Raw genomic sequence first — 15,609 nt, forward strand, 5'->3', positions numbered from 1 at the left:
GAATGCGCGGGCGGCTGTACCCACTACTGGGCGGAAACTGCGTGCGGGATAAATGGTGTGCAGTCAGCATGAGAAGTAGCGGCTGGGCGAGTGTGGATTTTGACGTCAATACCACGTGCTAGCAGGTGGGGGACGACTCCTTCGCCAAAGTGGAAGGCTTCTTCCAGGTCGGGGTAGCCAGAGAAAATAAAGTGTGAAAGGCCCAGGTTGGAGTATTCGATGATGCGGTCTGCAACCTCGGCATAAGAGCCGACCAAAGCAGTGCCGGCACCACCGCGGATAAGGCCCACGCCAGCCCAGAGGTTGGGGTAGATTTCCAAGTCACGCGCGGTGGTGTCATGCGTAAAACCGGTACCGCGACCGTGAAGAGCAGACATCCGGCGTTGTCCCTCCGACTGGGAAGACGCAAGGCCTGCTTGGGCGGCGTCTACTTTTTCTGGAGTGATGCCATCGAGAAGCTTTCCTGCCACTGCCCAAGCTTCAGCAGAGGTATCGCGTGCGATGACATGGAACCGAATGCCATGTTCCGGGCTACGGGAGTACTCGCTGGCCAAGGTGTTGATCCAGTTGAGCTTTTCGGCGACGGCTGTGGGCGGCTCGCCCCAGGTCAGGTAAGTATCGGCAAAGCGCGCGGCAACATCGCCGGCCGGTTGCGACGAACCACCAAAGTAGATCGGCGGGATAACCTCCGGCGGGTTGTTCAGCACCGCATTGTCGACCTGCAAGTGCTTGCCATGGTGGGTGACGTTCTCACCGCGCCACAGCTTGCCGATGATGTCGAGAAACTCCGCGCAACGCTCATAACGCTGCGCCTTATCCAAAGAGTCACCATATGTACGCTGCTCACGGTCTTCACCGCCGGTGACGACGTTGATGAGCAAACGGCCTTCGGAGTGACGCTGGAAGGTGGCGGCCATCTGCGCGGACAAGGTCGGGGAGACCAGTCCGGGACGCAAAGCAACCAGGAACTTCAAACGCTCCGTGGAGTCAATCAAAGCGGCATCGGTAAGCCAGGCATCTTCACACCATGCGCCGGTGGGAGTGAGGACGGATTCAAAGCCGTTGGTCTCGGCTGCGAGAGCCAATTGTTTGAGATAGCGAAGATCGAGCGTGCGGGATCCGGAGTGAATGGCTGAACCGTGGCCGCCGCCAACGATGCCTCGTGAATCTCCGGATGTGGGAAGGAACCAGTGAAATGTCAATGTCATGGCAAGAAGATAAACAGACTATGCAGTCTGTTGGCTACGATTTAATCCATCGTGAATTGAACTCCTTGTGTGGAAAATTTGGGCATTTGACGTGTTATATTCACGCCAATTAGACAGATCGGTATATATGTTGAGAAGCATATATAATGAAAAACAGCTGAAGTATGAAAGGTTAAGCCGAAATTCATAGACAGATATGTCTATTATTTTAGCTATGACAGTCGTCCAGAAAGCCTCAGTGAGCAATTCGGCGTGCCTTTTGCCCTCCGGTTCGCTGCATTTTCAGCTTCCGGCTAATTCACCTGCCCGAGTTCTGCATCAAGTGCGCACACTGAAATCACCGACCCGCGGCATGTTGCGTAAGACCCTGGGAATGTCTCAGCCCAGCGTGACGCGGCATGTACGCGCGCTGATTGATGCCGGCCTTGTCGAAGAACGCGAAGTCACTCACGATGGTGAACGCGTTGGACGCCCGCACGCCACTTTGGGTCTTGATGGCCGCCACATGGTGACATGGGGGATTCACGTGGGCGTTCGTACCACCGTGCTGACCATCAACGACGGTGCAGGCCGCCTGATCCGTGAACACGAACTCAATATCCCCGTGGCACTTACACCAATGGCCGAGGTGCTTGACCATATTGCACATCACTTACGTGAGATGGGCGAAGGTCTGCCGGCGCCGGTTAGCGTGGGGGCAGCGGTGTCAGCGCATATTGACCGCAACGGCATCGTTACCTCCCCCGAGTACAACTGGGACGAGGTAGATATTGCCGCTGAGCTAAGTTACCGCCTGGGCCACCCCGTCCATGTGGGGTCTGGTGCTGCCGCGATGGCTGCACAAGAACTGCTTAGCGCCCCGCTCAACGGTGAGGATCCCGGATCGACGCTGTATTTCTATGCCCGTGAAGTGGTGAACCACGCCTGGATAGTCAACGGGGCGGTGCATCGTCCGCATTCCGGCTCTACCACCACTGCATTTCATGATCTAGCCCGCGGCACGGGTCTTGAACATGAAGAAGTACATCCGCTAAGCGGTTTGGCTACTGTTGCCGCAGCACGGCAGGCCGGGATTAAAGCGCACTCGTACCGCGATCTCGTGCACGTTTCCAAGACTAATCCGGCCGCGCGACGATTTATCGATGCCCGCAACGAGCTCTTAGTTGATGCCCTTACCCTGGTGCTCGACATCGTGGATCCAGCGGCGCTGGTCTTAGCTGGTGAAGCATTTGTTATCGACAGAGTAGGGCTACGCAACATCGTGTCTCAGGTACGTGCGCGCCGGGCAACCAGCCAGTTGCGCATCAGCTTGGCTGGGCCTGCAGTGACCCGCGATGCGGCTCGCCTCACTGGTGTGTACCCACTCTGGGCGGATCCCCTGCTCACCTAAGTGCTGTGAGCTTAGAAAAATTGGTCGGGATAACAGGATTTGAACCTGCGACCTCGTCGTCCCGAACGACGCGCGCTACCAACCTGCGCCATATCCCGGAAAGCACAATGCACTGTGCTGCCTATCAACTATAACGCCGCACCCGGGGCGACCCCCAAATCACCGGCCACGAATTTGGGGGTGCAACGGTGTGCTTATTGCGACGTTTCGGTAATGCGCAGCAGCGTTGCCGATGGTCGGCAAAAGATACGCACGGGCGCAAACTTCGAGGTGCCCAGGCCATTCGACACGTGCATTTTCATGGGGCCGAAATCATGGAGTCCCTGCACGCGCTTGCGGTCGATACCAGAATTGGTCACTAAAGCTTTCGAGCCAGGCAAGCAGATCTGCCCGCCGTGGGTATGGCCGGACAGTGATAGCTGGTAGCCATCGTCAGCAAATTGCTCCAGCACGCGTGGTTCCGGGCTATGTAATAGTGCAATCGCTAAATCCGAATCCGGATTCGGGGCACCGGCAATATCGGCATAGTCATCCAGGTCATGGTGCGGGTCGTCGACACCAGCAACGGCAAGACGCACGTTTCCAACTTGGAATTCATGGCTTGCTTGGGTGGCATTGCGCCAACCATGTTCCATAAAGGCAGCCCGCATGCCGCGCCAGGGCAGATCCACATACGATGGCTCGCGCTTTGTACCAAACAGATACTTGAAAGGGTTCACCGGACGCGGGGCCCAATAATCATTGGTGCCGAAGACAAAAAGACCGGGACGCTTTAACAGTGGGCCCAGGGCGCGCAGCACATCGGGCACAGCGGCGACATCAGAGAGATTATCGCCGGTGTTAATGACCAGATCCGGTTCAAGTTCATCAAGTGCTGAAACCCACTCAATCTTTTTTTCTTGACCTGGAATCATGTGCAGGTCGGAGACGTGGAGAATCTTAAAATCCTTCTCACCGCGCAAAGTGCCTGGTTTGAGAAGTGGCACTGTTACTTCCTTGAGCTCGAATTTGGTCAATTCGGAGTAGCCCCACGCCAAGGTGGCAAGGCCCGCGAGAGCTGGAGTTAGGAGTATTGGCACTATTTTCTTCACGCAACCAGCCTACAGGGGTAAATTAGGAAACTATGAGTCAGTTAAAAGAAACGATCCGTGCCGACCTGAAGACCTCCATGAAGGCAAAAGAAAAAGAGCGCATTGGAGCAATCCGTGCACTTCTCGCCGCCATCCAGGCAGAAGAAACCACTGGTGCTCGCCATGAAATCACCGATGAAGACGTGCTGAAAGTCATCGCGCGCGAGATTAAAAAGCGCCGCGAATCTGCTCAGATGTACGCCGATAATGGCCGTCCGGAGCTGGCAGAAGCTGAGCTGTCGGAGGTGCCTTATTTCGAGGCCTACCAGCCAGCACAGCTTGATGATGCCGAGGTGGACAAGCTTGTCGATGATTCCATCGCCGAAGTCGGCGCCGATTCCATGGCGCAGATGGGCCAAGTCATGAAAATTGCCTCCGAAAAGGCAGCCGGTGCCGTTGACGGCAAGCGCCTTTCTGATGCCGTTAAAGCCAAGCTCAGCAAGTAGCCCCTAGTTTTAAGAGTAAGACTCTTCGGGTGAGGGTCGGATGCACTGCGCATCCGACCCATTTCTGTATCTAGCAGGTTGTGCGCACGGGGTTAATCCGACTTTAGCGGCAACGTGAGTGTGGCGATCGTGCCTTGCGGTTCATTCGGGGTGAACTGAATCGTGCCGCCATGGCGCTGTGCAATTTGTTCCGAGATAATAAGACCAATGCCTGAGCCATCTTCTTTGCTGCTAAAAGCCCCTAAAGCTAAACGATCGGCTGGGTGCTCTTTCATACCGCGTCCTTGATCTGCGATCGAAAGCGATGCTAAACCGCCGTCGTCCCGGAGGGTGACGTGGAGTTCTTTATTGTTGTCTGAGTCTTTGATTTCATCGATGGCGTTCATGCAGAGATTGATAATGACCTGACCGATAAGTACCTGCTCCCCTTCGAGAAGAAGTGGCTGGTTTCCCAGCTCTACTTTGACAGGTACGTCGAATTCTGTGGCTCGCAGCCGAACAAAGTATAGAGATTCCTTTACTGCGTCGAGCAGGTTAAAAGTTGCGGTGGTTGATTCAATGCGCCGCACGTAGCGCTTTGCTGAAGAGACAATCTCGGAGGCACGGTTGAGTTGTTTTTCGATCATCTCAATGCCGTAGCTCAATGTATCTGCTTCAACATGGGGGTCATTAATGCGTGTCTTCACGCCGCTTAAAAAGTTCAGTGACGCCGCCAGCGGTTGTCCCAGATCATGGGCGAGAAGTAATGCCATGTCACCCATCGCATTATACCTGCTGAGGTACTCTAACTGGGTTCTTTGAGCTGCAACGTGTTCTTCTGCTTCGATGCGGTCGGTGATATCTCGTACCATCAGCACGCTTAGATTCGTGTCGTCAATTTCCACGTTTTCTAAATACCCTGCGAGCCACCGGGAGGAATTATCGGCATTTTTGACTTTGATGCGGCAGTTAATCTTCTTATTGGGATCCGTGTCTTTTTGTTGAAAGTCCAACTCCGCTGACTCAGGGGACATCTTCCCAAGCTCAAGGACATGGATTCCGACTATGTCTTCTGAGGTTTTGCCGAATAGACCGGCGGCCAAAGGCGAAGCGCGCACCACGCGATCTGCATCGTCAAGCACCAAAATGCCAGACGATGTATGGGAAATGATGCGCTCTAACGACACCGTTGCCCAGTCGATGGGCTCTTCAGCGCCGATCTCATGGTCAGTCGGACGCAGCTCGACCATAATTACCTTTTGGCCATCGAGCCGGACAACCGTGGCTGTGGCATCGGTGAGAAACTCCGTGCCATCCGACGCCAAGTACTTCCACTGCCTGCTGCTCGAGCCAAAAAGTGCTGCAGAATGCAGCCACGCGACCCCGTCTTCTCTGTGGTACCGCTCGTTTTGGGAGCTCATATGGTGAGCCTTGAGTGAGCGTAATTCTGCGAGGTCGTATTTGAAAAGCTCGCACGCGGTTTGATTAGCCCACAAAATGCGCAGGGAATTAACTTCGTGCAGCAATACTCCCGTCGGGGATTGCTGAATCATCGACCGAAAGTCTTCATCAACAGGTTCCATAAAGTCAATGGTAGTTATTTCAAACGTGCTGGTGAATGAGGGGTTATCCGGTCGAGGGTAAAGAAACCTTTAGCGTTATACCGGTTTTCTCCTATTTTCATCGTGTGAACCGCGCCATAGTGTTTGGGGCATAGCAATACACACCGCAAGATTGATTGGAGTTGACTGTGGTTACAACAGTTGTGGATAGCGAAATCACATTAGGTGATGTCGAGGCTGCGCCTGAAGGTGCACCCCGCGAAGCTGCATTTCAGCATGCTTTAGAAGTATTGAAAGAACGCCGAGATGAGTTCGGGGAACAAGGCTTTGTTCCCCGGGACTTCATGGCACTACTCAAGAAAGCTGGAATGTTCCGGGTTTCTGTTCCCCAAGAATTTGGCGGCGATCCAATGCCACCAGCGCAGTTCCTCAAGATGGTCGAGCAGGTATCTGAAGTAGATCCCGCAACTGGTTGGGTTGCCAGCTTCGGCTCGGCAAGCGGTTACTTCGCCTCGCTGCCGATTGAAAGCCAGCGCGCGTTGTACAGTAAGAGCAAAGACATCGTGTTTGCAGCCGGCATGTTTCCCATGTTCGAAGCCGAAAAGGTAGATGGTGGCTATCTGGTCACCGGCGAATGGCAATTTGCCAGCGGTTGCAAGGGCGCTGACCTTTTGGGCATGGGTCTCAAGGGTGGTCCAGAAACAGAAGGTAAGCCGCTGACCGCGCTTGTTGATCGCAATGCAGTCGAGATTATCGACAACTGGGATGTTGCCGGAATGCGGGCCACCGGCTCTCACAATGTCCACGCCGATCGCGTATTTGTTCCAGAGGAACTGACTTTTGTCCGCGGAGGTCAGCCATCCATTGATGAACCTATTACCCGCTATCCTGGCTTAGCTTATGCAGCTCAGGTGCTGTCTGCTGTCACTTTAGGTGCAGCCCGTGGAGCTTTGGATTTCGTGATTGAAAAAGGTGCAGCAAGCACTTCCATTAATGGCGGACCCGCCAAGGGCAACCGTCCTGCGTACAAGACTGGTGTAGCTAAAGCCGAAGCACAACTGCGCTCCGCCCGTGCTTTCTTTTATGAAGCTACGGAAGAAGTGTGGGCAAAGGCCGAGGCCAATGAAGAAATTACAGACCACGATAAGGCATTGCTGCGTCTGTCTGCGACCCATGCTGCGCATGAAAGCAGAGAAGTAATTCTGTCCGCTTTCAACATTGCGGGTACCGGCGCGATCTTTAAATCCCATCCTCTGCAGCGCTTCCTCCAGGACGGAATCGTTCCTGCGCAACACGCCATGCTGCAAGAGCACACCTATGAGGCATCTGGTGCTCTCTTACTCAATCTTGACGCTGGGCTACCTAGCTTTCCTTGATTTCTGACTTGACTCGCTAAGGAGAAAAACTCATATGGCTACAGAAGCGCTACGTACTTTATTTTGCGTTGGGAACAACCAAAACTTCTTTGACTTACCCAAATCTGACATCGGTCCCGTATGGGAGGCAACCCAGGAATTCTTAGGCAGCCTCCGCGACCTCGACGGTGTGGACGTCATCGGAACGATGGATGATGACGCCCACATGGTGGGCCCCTCCGATAGCTACCCATGGACCTTCTACATCCTGGCTGATGTTCGAGACCAAGAAACAGTCAAGGAAGCCTGCAACCTGCTGCGCACCATCATGGTTGGCGAATTTGCACTGTGGAAGTACTTCAAAATTGAAGCTCGAATGGGCCGCGAACTCGTCATCCGAGATGACGTTGAACTTTAATTCCGAACTTCATTGACCCCTACTGATTCTAAGGAGAATCCCATGACTAGTTTCCGCGATGTTCAGGACAATTACGGCGATCTAGTGGCAAAAGACCGTGTTGCCGGTCAACTTTATACCGACCCGGAGATCTTCCAGGAAGAGATGGAAAAGATCTTCTATAAAACCTGGGTGTGGGTAGCGCACGAAAGTGAAATCCCAGAGTCTGGTTCTTTTAAGACCACTCAGGTGGGAGACCAGCCGGTGATCGTCAACCGGGACCGCAAGGGAAATTTCAACACTCTGCTTAACCGTTGCCGCCACCGTGGTGCGACCGTCTGTGATCAGACCAAGGGCAAGGCAAATGGTTTTACCTGTCCTTATCACAACTGGTCTTACACTCTGGATGGTCGTCTTCGTGGTATCCCTTACCCAGATGGCTACGAAGGTGTTGTAGATAAAAAGGATTTCCCGTTGCAGAAATTGCGTACGGAGTCCTACATGGGCATGATCTTTGCCACGTTTAACCAGGATGCACCACCTTTGGAAGAGCACCTGGGAGACTCCAAGATTTGGATGGAGCGTTTCTTTAAGCAGCTCAACGGTTTCCCAACCAAGGTTATTGGTATTCATAAATTCCGGTTCAAGGGTAACTGGAAGATTCAGATGGAAAATACCACTGATGGTTATCACTTCCCGATGGTTCACAAGTCCTGGATGGCATCGGTAGACGCAGAAACGGCCAACATGATGTCTTTCATGGATGACCCAAAGGCAGAAACCCACGCATTGGGCAACGGCCACAGCGTCAGCATCATGGCAGCAGAACATGCTGATCTAGACATCGATGATGGTACAGAAGAGGTTCAACCTCGATTCCAGCACATCGTGGACCAACTAGAAGCAGAGGGAGAATCACCAGAGCGTATTCGTCGCTTTATGCGTTCGATGCACGGCTGTGGATTTAACCTGAACTTCTTCCCCAACGTTGCAATGTCCTCCTCTTTCTTCCGAGTCCTGATTCCGATTTCGGTTGATGAAACAGAGATCTGGCACATGGCTTTAGGCATGGATGGCGGTCCGGAAAGCGTCAACCAAGAGCGTTTGCGTATCCACGAGCACTTCCAGGGACCATTCGGATTTGGCAGCCCAGACGATGCTGAAGGCTGGGACCGCGTGCAGATCGGCGCTGGCGGTAACCCCAATATGCCAATCATGATTAACCGCGGCATGGGCCGTGAGTATGAAAGCGATGAGAACTGGCCAACCTCCCACGTCACCGATGAAACCGGCATGCGTGAGTCTTACTACATGTGGAAGAAGATGATGAGCGATGACTAATGCGAATTTCCAAGATCAACGAGTGCTGCGCGCAATTGAGCTAGTGTGGCGCGAAGCCGCGCTTCTCGATGCAAAAGACTACCCGACCTGGGAAGAGCTCTTTACTGATGACGGCATTTATGTTGTTCCCATCGACCCAGACACCACGGATTACGCAACGTCGTTGAACATGATCTATGACGACAAGCGGATGCGCCACATGCGTGTGGAAAGAATGATCCAGGGATACGCCCCCTCCGCAGTAGCTGCTGCACGCACGGCGCGCACTGTTTCCAGCTTTGTTGTCAAGGAAGTCTCAGACACGGAAGTAACTCTTCGGTCTGCCCAGATTCTCTCAGCTTATAAGCGCAATGAGTTCCAGACTATTGGCGCAGAACTGACGCACACCATCGCGCTGGGAGATACCCCAGAATCCGATCAGATTAAGGAAAAGGTTGCTCGGCTCATCAATAGTGAATTCGCAGTCAATGCCGCGGGTTTCTTGATTTAGAGTCAGTGCACACTTGAGCCCGGTCATTCTCGGGCGATCTACAGAAGGGGTATGAATATGACGGATCCAGAACCGTATGAAGAAGTTGCAGTGGTCACCGGTGCCGCCGGTGGAATGGGGCAGTTTATTGTTCGGCACCTGCACGAGTCGGGTCGCAAGGTTTATCTCGCGGATATAGATATGGACAAAGCCCAGGCGCTCGCAGAAGATTTATCACCCGATGCCAGCACCGCTCGCGCAATTTACTTAGATGTCTCATCACGAGAATCTTTTGTCGCTGCATTAAAAGAGATTTCTTCTGAGTGGGCTACTCCGTCGGTATTGGTCAATAACGCTGCGGTGACAAAGGCAGCTGATCTGATGACCCTCGGTGAGGATGATTTCAACAAAGTTCTCACGACGAACGTGGACAGCATCTTCTTCGGTTGCCAAGTGTTTGGCGGTGCCATGGCTGAGCAAGGCTACGGCCGGATCATCAACATGGCGTCTTTAGCTGGGCAAAACGGCGGGACAGCCACGGGCGGGCATTATGCGGCATCCAAAGGCGCGATTATGACAACCACAAAAATCTTCGCCCGAGAGTTAGCTGCTCAAGGGGTAACAGTGAACTCCATTTCGCCAGGTCCACATGACCTTCCCGTAGTTCATCAGACCGTCCCGCCCGAGAAAATGAAGGGGATCCTCGCAGGGATCCCGGTACAGAAACTCGGTAATCCCGCCTTCATCGCAAAGACGGTGACGTTGCTTGCCGATAAGGACGCGAGCTTTGTCACGGGTGCCTGTTGGGATATCAACGGTGGGCTCTACCTTCGGTAGCCCGCAGCACCCTCAAGGGCACAAATATCTTCAATTTCCTATACACCTTTGAAAGGGGAGCGCATCAATGTCACTCATCGATGTCGTAGTCTCGGATATCACCCAAGAGACTCCAACTATCAAGTCGTTTCACCTAGCTAAACCGGACGGTACCTCGATTGGGCACTACACCCCTGGAGCACACATTGATGTTGTGGGACCGACCTCCTTGACCAGGCAGTACTCGCTGTGCGGCAGGCCAGACGGTGATGACGCTTATCTGTTTGCCGTTAAGCGGGAACAGAACGGACGGGGTGGGTCTGATGCGCTCCATGACCTTAAAGTCGGAGATACCTTGAAGATTTCAGCTCCACGAAATCTTCTCAAGATGGATGAAAGTGCGAAGCACCATGTCCTTGTTGCTGGCGGCATTGGAATTACTCCGATGCTGAGCTTGGCAAGGTACATGGACGTCCGTGATATCAGCTTTGAGCTGCACTATTTTGCTCGCAGTGAAGAAGAGGCAGCATTTCTACCATTGCTGACGGAACGGATGGAAGACAAGCTCTTTGCGCATCTTGGTGTGCCGCGTGATGTACAGACACAGTGCTTAGAGAGCATGGTTGATCACGCTCCCGAGGGCACGCACGTTTATGTATGCGGTCCAGCACCTTTTATGGATGAGGTTCGCTCCATTGCGGGACGCAAGCTTGCTGAAGAAGCTATCCACTTTGAAAACTTCCAACCGGCAGAGACTGATGAAAATCAAGTTAACACCGAATTTGAGGTGGAACTCGATGGTGAGACTTACGAGGTCCCGGCGGATCGCAGCATCGTCGAAGTGCTTAATGAAGCCGGGTGCGACATTGATACTTCTTGTGAGGAAGGCATATGCGGCACGTGCATCATGGAAGTACTCAGCGGGGTTCCAGAACATCGCGACAGCGTCTTGACCAAGTCCGAGCGTGAAGCGGGAGAAACCATGGCGATTTGTGTGTCGCGAACCAAAGATCCCAAGTTAGTGCTGGATTACTTCTAAGACAGCCTAGAAGGAGGAGTACTCAGTCCAACTTTCGGGGAGCAATTCAACCTGCCGCTAGCCTGTCTACTTTTCAGAGGTCACGCCACCTCGTCTTGTTTGATTGCATCGGCGACTTCTTCGGTCAAATCTGGGGCGTACTCCTGAAGACCAATTTGAGTAGAAGTGACCAAAGCTGCTGCATGGATCTCACCGTAACTTAAATGGCCAGTATCGAACGGGGCGAGGAGATTGCGCGCACGACTTTGGATGTTCATCGCGCAGTCTTGCTGACTGTCAGCAAACCGCTTCATGCCATTTGCCCTAATCCAAGCATAAGACAACGCTAGGAAGATGCTCGAATAAACAACTCAGAAACCAGAATCAGCTAAGTCTGGCAGTCTCTTATTAAGGCCCAGAAAATCAGAGTGAAATTCTGATTTTCTGGGCCTGCTTCCTTATGCCACTTTTTGAGTCAAATTTTTTTGATAACGAAATTATGCATTCTACGCACTCCATAAAAGAGGAGTGCCGCGAAAAATACCCCAATTAGATCAGAACCGCGTTCTCCATGTTCAATCTTAAAGCGCAGAAGAGGAACGAAAGTACCCACCTGTTTAAGGTCAATCATTGGCCGCCAACAATTGCCTGTTTAACACCTAATTTTCGATATTTTGCCTGAAAGGAGGGCTCTTTTTGTAAAAGGATGAAAAGTAGAAGTAATGCATCATCTTGTGATCTGAACGAATAAGTTTCCCGAGCGTGAATTGGGGAAATATAATGCCAATATCCGTACCGATCGGGTGTCCACTGCTTACGTGGTAACCGCATGTCCGATAGAAGCTTGGCAGGCGTGTTACTGCTTAGTGGGGCTAGTGTTCGAGACTTAAGAAAGAGAATTGCTTTGACTTTTAGAACTAAGCTCGCCACTACTATCACGTTAGCTTTTGTGCTTGCTCCAGTACCAGTCGCTACATCAGCGGAAATTTTGCATAACGAGGCCCAACACTTCGCTAATGCAGGAACGGAAAATGATGTGCTCGGTGAAAGAATTGATATGGCACAAGAGGAACAACAAGCACTCCTCGTAATCAATGAAGCTGACGAGAGCGGATATTCCGCTGAAGTGGTAAACGGTAACGTTCACAAAACTGCAGATGCAGTATTCGTAGAAAGCCCGACCGGCGAAAAGGAAGCTCTGCCTACTTCAAAGACGCTCACTACCGGAGATGTAGTCAACATCGATTACTCGGTCGAAGGAAATCAACTTACTGCAAAGTACTCAATGGATGTTGACCCGGCTTTGGTCGGCACTACTCTCATCCGTCCATACTCTGCTGCTGGGTGTGCGGGAGCCGTTCTTCTAGGGGGCGCAGCGACTGCAGCGTCTGTAATTGGGGTTATTTCTGCACCGGTTACAGGACCCATTGGCCCTACGATGGCCGCTGTTACCATGGCAACAGCATCTGGTTCTATCATTACAGCAGCTGACCAGTGCGGATAGACATAAGCAAAATGAAAAGCAAAGGAACAAGAATGAGCCTTGGGCGCAGAATGCTAATCATCGCTTTGAGCACTAACATAGCAATACTCTGTCTTGTGAGTGCAGTTCTACAGCTAGTTCTACCGAATGATGTACCACAGTGGCTTATACTGGGAAATATTGTTGTGTTCTTGGCTTGCGTTTACTACACATACAGAGCAGTAACTGTATGGCCAGATAATGAGAAGCCAGTCGCAACTAAGTAACCGCCAAAGTTCGTACACAACGTTTATGACTGGAATATGCGGGCAATCTCATTAAACGTATCTCCGCTGCGAAAACTAGAAGGTGCCTTCAGCACTATTTTTCGGTTTGGGACTACTCTCTTGCTGTCTCGGATGCTGGATAACGCGTATTGGCAGGAGCAAGGGCTTCGCTTAATTGTTACAACATAGCAAGATTTCAGTGCTCGTACTCGTGCGCTGGTCTAAAGGGACCGCCGTAGGCGATGAACCGCACGTGCGGTGGTGTGAGTAGGCTGCCGAGCAAACGGCCGGCCTACTCGGTTTTGTTTATCAAAGTAAGGACTTCCCTTGGTTACACGTGGTAATCAAGGGAAGTCTTTGGGCTTATTCCGGATTAGGGGAAAGGAACATCGAATCTTAAGATGTCTCTGGCTAGAGTCCCTATGCTGTCTGCGTCAGTTTTCATTTTGATGCGTGTGCGGTGAACGTCGACAGTTTTGACACTCATTCCAAGGCGCCGTCCGATATTTTGGCTGGGGAGTCCTTCGACTACCAACGCCAAGACTTCTAATTCTCGTGGTGTCAAGAGAGCTAGCTTCTCGGACAATTGACGAGATTTGAGATAGTTGTCGAATCGGACAGAAGCGCCTTCAATTCCAAACTGAACGGCATCAATGAGACGTTGCGGGTTGTAGGGCTTCTCTAGAAAATCTTGAGCTCCAGCTTTCATGGTAGAAACTGACATATTGATATCACCGTGTGCTGAGACGAAGATGATTGCCACATGGGGTGCTATCCGGTTCAACTGCTCTTGCAGTCGTGGTCCACTCATGCGTGGCATGCGCACATCAAGAATGATGCATGCTGGTCGTTGGCGGTCGAACTCCGTGAGGAATTCATCTGCATTGTGACAGATCGTTGAGTCAATGCCGGCGCTATCGAGAAGCCACGACACAGATTCGCAAAGCTCTGCGTCATCATCAACGATGTACACCTGCGTTGAGCGGCTGTCTTTTGCCGTATCCATAGCATTTGGAGCACTAGTGCTCGGTGGATAAAAAGTCGTCATTATTAGTCCCAGGCGGCATCGGCAGTCCAGTAGTTCATACCAACCGCGCTGACTTGATGCTTCCATTCGGTAGTACGACGTAGTTCTGGTTCTTCGCGCCGGACTGATTCATCTGCGGCTTCCGGACCGTCAGCTTCCACGGTCCAGTGAACCCAGTTCACTTCCCGGTCTAGTTCGTCGTGGACAAACAGGTCTACGTGATGCCATCCATAATTGAACGTATCTTCGTAGCACGTGAGAAACATACGGTGGTGGTTTACGGGACGAGGTTTGATTACCATGTCAGATCCTTCAATTCTGGGTAGGAGATTTCTTCAGATAGTGAATGCATTTTGCGCAGCACCCGCTCAAGACGTCGTCCAAGATTGAGCAACGACTTTTCCGAGCCTGGAAGCCCAATGAGTTGGATACCAAGCGGCAAGCCGGTCGTGGTTTTGGCTCCTGGGACAACCACTACGGGGAGCCCGAGCAGTTGCCAGGGACGGCTGAGATCGGGCGAGCCCGTTCCTGTGGTGAAATCCGGCGCGGGGCCAGATGCCGCTGGTCCGACGATGACGCCATTTTTGCCTAGAAGCCGCTCGAGGGAGGACTTGGAGCTCCTCGTTCGAGTCAGTGCCTCTTGGTAGCTGCGCTGCTCGATGGCCTGCCCGTTGATCAGCAAATCCTGAAGCTGCGGGCTCAACGCGTCTTTGTGCTTCGCAAGTGTGTCGGCCATTGTTTGTGCAGCTTCAAAACCCATGATGGTGCGATGATCGTCAGTGAGGGTTTGTATATGGTCTGACCAGCGGAGGGGTTTGGAACTAAGACCTAAAATGTCTAACAGGCGCGGAAGTTCGTTCAATAACCCGTGCAGTTGTGGCGCCAGAGGTAATATATCTGCGCCATCGCACAGGTGGATTTCTATTTCTTCCTGCGCTGGTTCCGGATCGACATCGGCTCCGATAAACGCGGAGTAGACCGTGTCGAGGTCCGTGGTGGAGCGGGTCAGAAAGCCAATGGAATCAAGAGTCGGGCTTAGCCCGTGGACTCCTTTCAGGGACGTGGAGCCAGGCGCCAAGACCATCCCCGCGGCCCCGCAATAGGAGGCGGGCCGGGTGAGGGAACCAGCGGTTTGTGTACCGAGCGCCACTTGAATGGTATTCGCTCCAACTGCTGCGGCTGAACCACTAGATGAGCCTCCTGGGGAGGCTTTATGTAACCACGGGTTTCTTGTGGGGCCAGGGGCGAAGTAGCCAAACTCAGTAGTGACTGTCTTTCCTTGAATCACAGCGCCGAGCGCGCGTAGTCGCTCCACGCAATCTGCATCCTGTTGGGCTGGATCTGTGGGAGTGATCGGCGAGCCACAGCGTGTGGGCAAGCCTGCGACATCGATGATGTCTTTCACTCCGACGGATATCCCCTCCAGTGGTCTGGGAGGCGCGTGTGTTTCTATGCCGGCCAGCACAGGAAGCTGCACCCAAGCTTGGAGTTTTTTCTCATAGCGGTTGATCTCGGTGCGAACAGCTGCTGCAAGCTGCGCACTCGAGATAATGCCAGTTTCGATGGCGCCTAACTGCTCGCTAATCAAGCTGTTTCGAAAAGTAGAAGTCAAAATCAAGCCTCCTTGGGTCGATGAAAAGGCCGTTAAAAGCGACGAGCACTATAAGCTTTACTTGACGTTAGTTCAGTCACATCGTTACTGGTAGGTTCTGCTTGTAAAGG

Annotated in this window: 16 protein-coding genes and 1 tRNA gene; 9 read left to right on the forward strand and 8 right to left on the reverse strand. The window is 52.6% G+C overall.

The annotated features are described in order from the left end of the window. Positions 1-23: 23 nt before the first annotated feature. Positions 24-1,208, reverse strand: a complete 1,185-nt coding sequence (locus CAMM_RS01420; protein ID WP_003846076.1) for an LLM class flavin-dependent oxidoreductase — start codon at positions 1,206-1,208, stop codon at positions 24-26. 214 nt (positions 1,209-1,422) lie between these two features. Between CAMM_RS01420 and CAMM_RS01425 the strand changes: the two genes are divergently transcribed. Beyond that, a complete protein-coding gene (locus CAMM_RS01425; RefSeq protein ID WP_168939461.1) occupies positions 1,423-2,598 on the forward strand; it encodes an ROK family transcriptional regulator in 1,176 nt (391 codons plus the stop codon). A 21-nt stretch (positions 2,599-2,619) separates the two neighbouring features. Here the strand turns inward: CAMM_RS01425 and CAMM_RS01430 are convergent. Further along, positions 2,620-2,696 (reverse strand) — tRNA-Pro (locus tag CAMM_RS01430). Positions 2,697-2,792: 96 nt separating this feature from the next. Then, positions 2,793-3,677, reverse strand: a complete 885-nt coding sequence (locus CAMM_RS01435; protein WP_040354755.1) for a metallophosphoesterase — start codon at positions 3,675-3,677, stop codon at positions 2,793-2,795. 44 nt (positions 3,678-3,721) lie between these two features. Here CAMM_RS01435 and CAMM_RS01440 point away from each other — a divergent pair, with 44 nt between their 5' ends. Beyond that, a complete protein-coding gene (locus CAMM_RS01440; RefSeq protein ID WP_003846081.1) occupies positions 3,722-4,174 on the forward strand; it encodes a GatB/YqeY domain-containing protein in 453 nt (150 codons plus the stop codon). A gap of 92 nt (positions 4,175-4,266) precedes the next feature. On the opposite strand, the gene CAMM_RS01445 is transcribed toward CAMM_RS01440, so the two are convergent. Next, entirely contained in the window at positions 4,267-5,736 is a 1,470-nt protein-coding gene (locus CAMM_RS01445; RefSeq protein WP_003846082.1) for a PAS domain-containing sensor histidine kinase, read from the reverse strand. Between the two features lie 167 nt (positions 5,737-5,903). Between CAMM_RS01445 and CAMM_RS01450 the strand changes: the two genes are divergently transcribed. The 6 genes from CAMM_RS01450 to CAMM_RS01475 all read left to right on the forward strand — a co-directional run bounded on the left by CAMM_RS01450 (position 5,904) and on the right by CAMM_RS01475 (position 11,132). Further along, positions 5,904-7,091, forward strand: a complete 1,188-nt coding sequence (locus CAMM_RS01450) for an acyl-CoA dehydrogenase family protein (protein WP_050759814.1) — start codon at positions 5,904-5,906, stop codon at positions 7,089-7,091. Positions 7,092-7,125: 34 nt separating this feature from the next. Next, positions 7,126-7,488: a hypothetical protein gene (locus CAMM_RS01455; RefSeq protein ID WP_003846084.1), complete on the forward strand. Its 363-nt coding sequence runs from the start codon at positions 7,126-7,128 to the stop codon at positions 7,486-7,488. Between the two features lie 42 nt (positions 7,489-7,530). After that, positions 7,531-8,808, forward strand: a complete 1,278-nt coding sequence (locus tag CAMM_RS01460) for an aromatic ring-hydroxylating oxygenase subunit alpha (protein ID WP_003846085.1) — start codon at positions 7,531-7,533, stop codon at positions 8,806-8,808. Further along, positions 8,801-9,298: an aromatic-ring-hydroxylating dioxygenase subunit beta gene (locus CAMM_RS01465; protein ID WP_003846086.1), complete on the forward strand. Its 498-nt coding sequence runs from the start codon at positions 8,801-8,803 to the stop codon at positions 9,296-9,298. The genes CAMM_RS01460 and CAMM_RS01465 overlap by 8 nt, the downstream gene beginning before the upstream one ends. 51 nt (positions 9,299-9,349) lie before the next feature. After that, positions 9,350-10,114, forward strand: a complete 765-nt coding sequence (locus CAMM_RS01470) for an SDR family NAD(P)-dependent oxidoreductase (protein WP_003846087.1) — start codon at positions 9,350-9,352, stop codon at positions 10,112-10,114. A 67-nt stretch (positions 10,115-10,181) separates the two neighbouring features. Beyond that, a complete protein-coding gene (locus tag CAMM_RS01475) occupies positions 10,182-11,132 on the forward strand; it encodes a PDR/VanB family oxidoreductase (protein WP_003846088.1) in 951 nt (316 codons plus the stop codon). An 80-nt stretch (positions 11,133-11,212) separates the two neighbouring features. On the opposite strand, the gene CAMM_RS01480 is transcribed toward CAMM_RS01475, so the two are convergent. After that, positions 11,213-11,425, reverse strand: coding sequence for a hypothetical protein (locus CAMM_RS01480; RefSeq protein ID WP_003846089.1), 213 nt, complete (start codon positions 11,423-11,425; stop codon positions 11,213-11,215). Positions 11,426-11,940: 515 nt separating this feature from the next. On the opposite strand from CAMM_RS01480, the gene CAMM_RS01485 reads away from it, so the two are divergent. Next, positions 11,941-12,615, forward strand: a complete 675-nt coding sequence (locus CAMM_RS01485) for a hypothetical protein (protein ID WP_003846091.1) — start codon at positions 11,941-11,943, stop codon at positions 12,613-12,615. A gap of 618 nt (positions 12,616-13,233) precedes the next feature. On the opposite strand, the gene CAMM_RS01495 is transcribed toward CAMM_RS01485, so the two are convergent. The 3 genes from CAMM_RS01495 to CAMM_RS01505 are packed head-to-tail and all read right to left on the reverse strand — an operon-like array spanning position 13,234 to position 15,499. Further along, entirely contained in the window at positions 13,234-13,866 is a 633-nt protein-coding gene (locus CAMM_RS01495) for a response regulator transcription factor (RefSeq protein WP_003846092.1), read from the reverse strand. Between the two features lie 44 nt (positions 13,867-13,910). Continuing rightward, on the reverse strand, positions 13,911-14,189 hold the full coding sequence (locus CAMM_RS01500) for a hypothetical protein (RefSeq protein ID WP_040354765.1): 279 nt from the start codon (positions 14,187-14,189) through the stop codon (positions 13,911-13,913). Beyond that, complete coding sequence (locus tag CAMM_RS01505) at positions 14,183-15,499, reverse strand: amidase (protein WP_040354827.1); 1,317 nt, start codon at positions 15,497-15,499, stop codon at positions 14,183-14,185. The genes CAMM_RS01500 and CAMM_RS01505 overlap by 7 nt, the downstream gene beginning before the upstream one ends. Between the last annotated feature and the right edge of the window lie 110 nt (positions 15,500-15,609).

The sequence above is a fragment of the Corynebacterium ammoniagenes DSM 20306 genome (assembly GCF_001941425.1).
GTDB classification, from domain to species: Bacteria; Actinomycetota; Actinomycetes; order Mycobacteriales; family Mycobacteriaceae; genus Corynebacterium; species Corynebacterium ammoniagenes.

What these genes read in the sequence shown, in the direction of transcription:
- CAMM_RS01420 (WP_003846076.1), bottom strand. Translation starts at nt 1,208, where the DNA reads ATGACATTGACATTTCACTGGTTCCTTCCCACATCCGGAGATTCACGA.
- CAMM_RS01425 (WP_168939461.1), top strand. Translation starts at nt 1,423, where the DNA reads ATGACAGTCGTCCAGAAAGCCTCAGTGAGCAATTCGGCGTGCCTTTTG.
- CAMM_RS01440 (WP_003846081.1), top strand. Translation starts at nt 3,722, where the DNA reads ATGAGTCAGTTAAAAGAAACGATCCGTGCCGACCTGAAGACCTCCATG.
- CAMM_RS01445 (WP_003846082.1), bottom strand. Translation starts at nt 5,736, where the DNA reads ATGGAACCTGTTGATGAAGACTTTCGGTCGATGATTCAGCAATCCCCG.
- CAMM_RS01455 (WP_003846084.1), top strand. Translation starts at nt 7,126, where the DNA reads ATGGCTACAGAAGCGCTACGTACTTTATTTTGCGTTGGGAACAACCAA.
- CAMM_RS01460 (WP_003846085.1), top strand. Translation starts at nt 7,531, where the DNA reads ATGACTAGTTTCCGCGATGTTCAGGACAATTACGGCGATCTAGTGGCA.
- CAMM_RS01465 (WP_003846086.1), top strand. Translation starts at nt 8,801, where the DNA reads ATGACTAATGCGAATTTCCAAGATCAACGAGTGCTGCGCGCAATTGAG.
- CAMM_RS01470 (WP_003846087.1), top strand. Translation starts at nt 9,350, where the DNA reads ATGAATATGACGGATCCAGAACCGTATGAAGAAGTTGCAGTGGTCACC.
- CAMM_RS01475 (WP_003846088.1), top strand. Translation starts at nt 10,182, where the DNA reads ATGTCACTCATCGATGTCGTAGTCTCGGATATCACCCAAGAGACTCCA.
- CAMM_RS01480 (WP_003846089.1), bottom strand. Translation starts at nt 11,425, where the DNA reads ATGAAGCGGTTTGCTGACAGTCAGCAAGACTGCGCGATGAACATCCAA.
- CAMM_RS01485 (WP_003846091.1), top strand. Translation starts at nt 11,941, where the DNA reads ATGTCCGATAGAAGCTTGGCAGGCGTGTTACTGCTTAGTGGGGCTAGT.
- CAMM_RS01495 (WP_003846092.1), bottom strand. Translation starts at nt 13,866, where the DNA reads ATGGATACGGCAAAAGACAGCCGCTCAACGCAGGTGTACATCGTTGAT.
- CAMM_RS01500 (WP_040354765.1), bottom strand. Translation starts at nt 14,189, where the DNA reads ATGGTAATCAAACCTCGTCCCGTAAACCACCACCGTATGTTTCTCACG.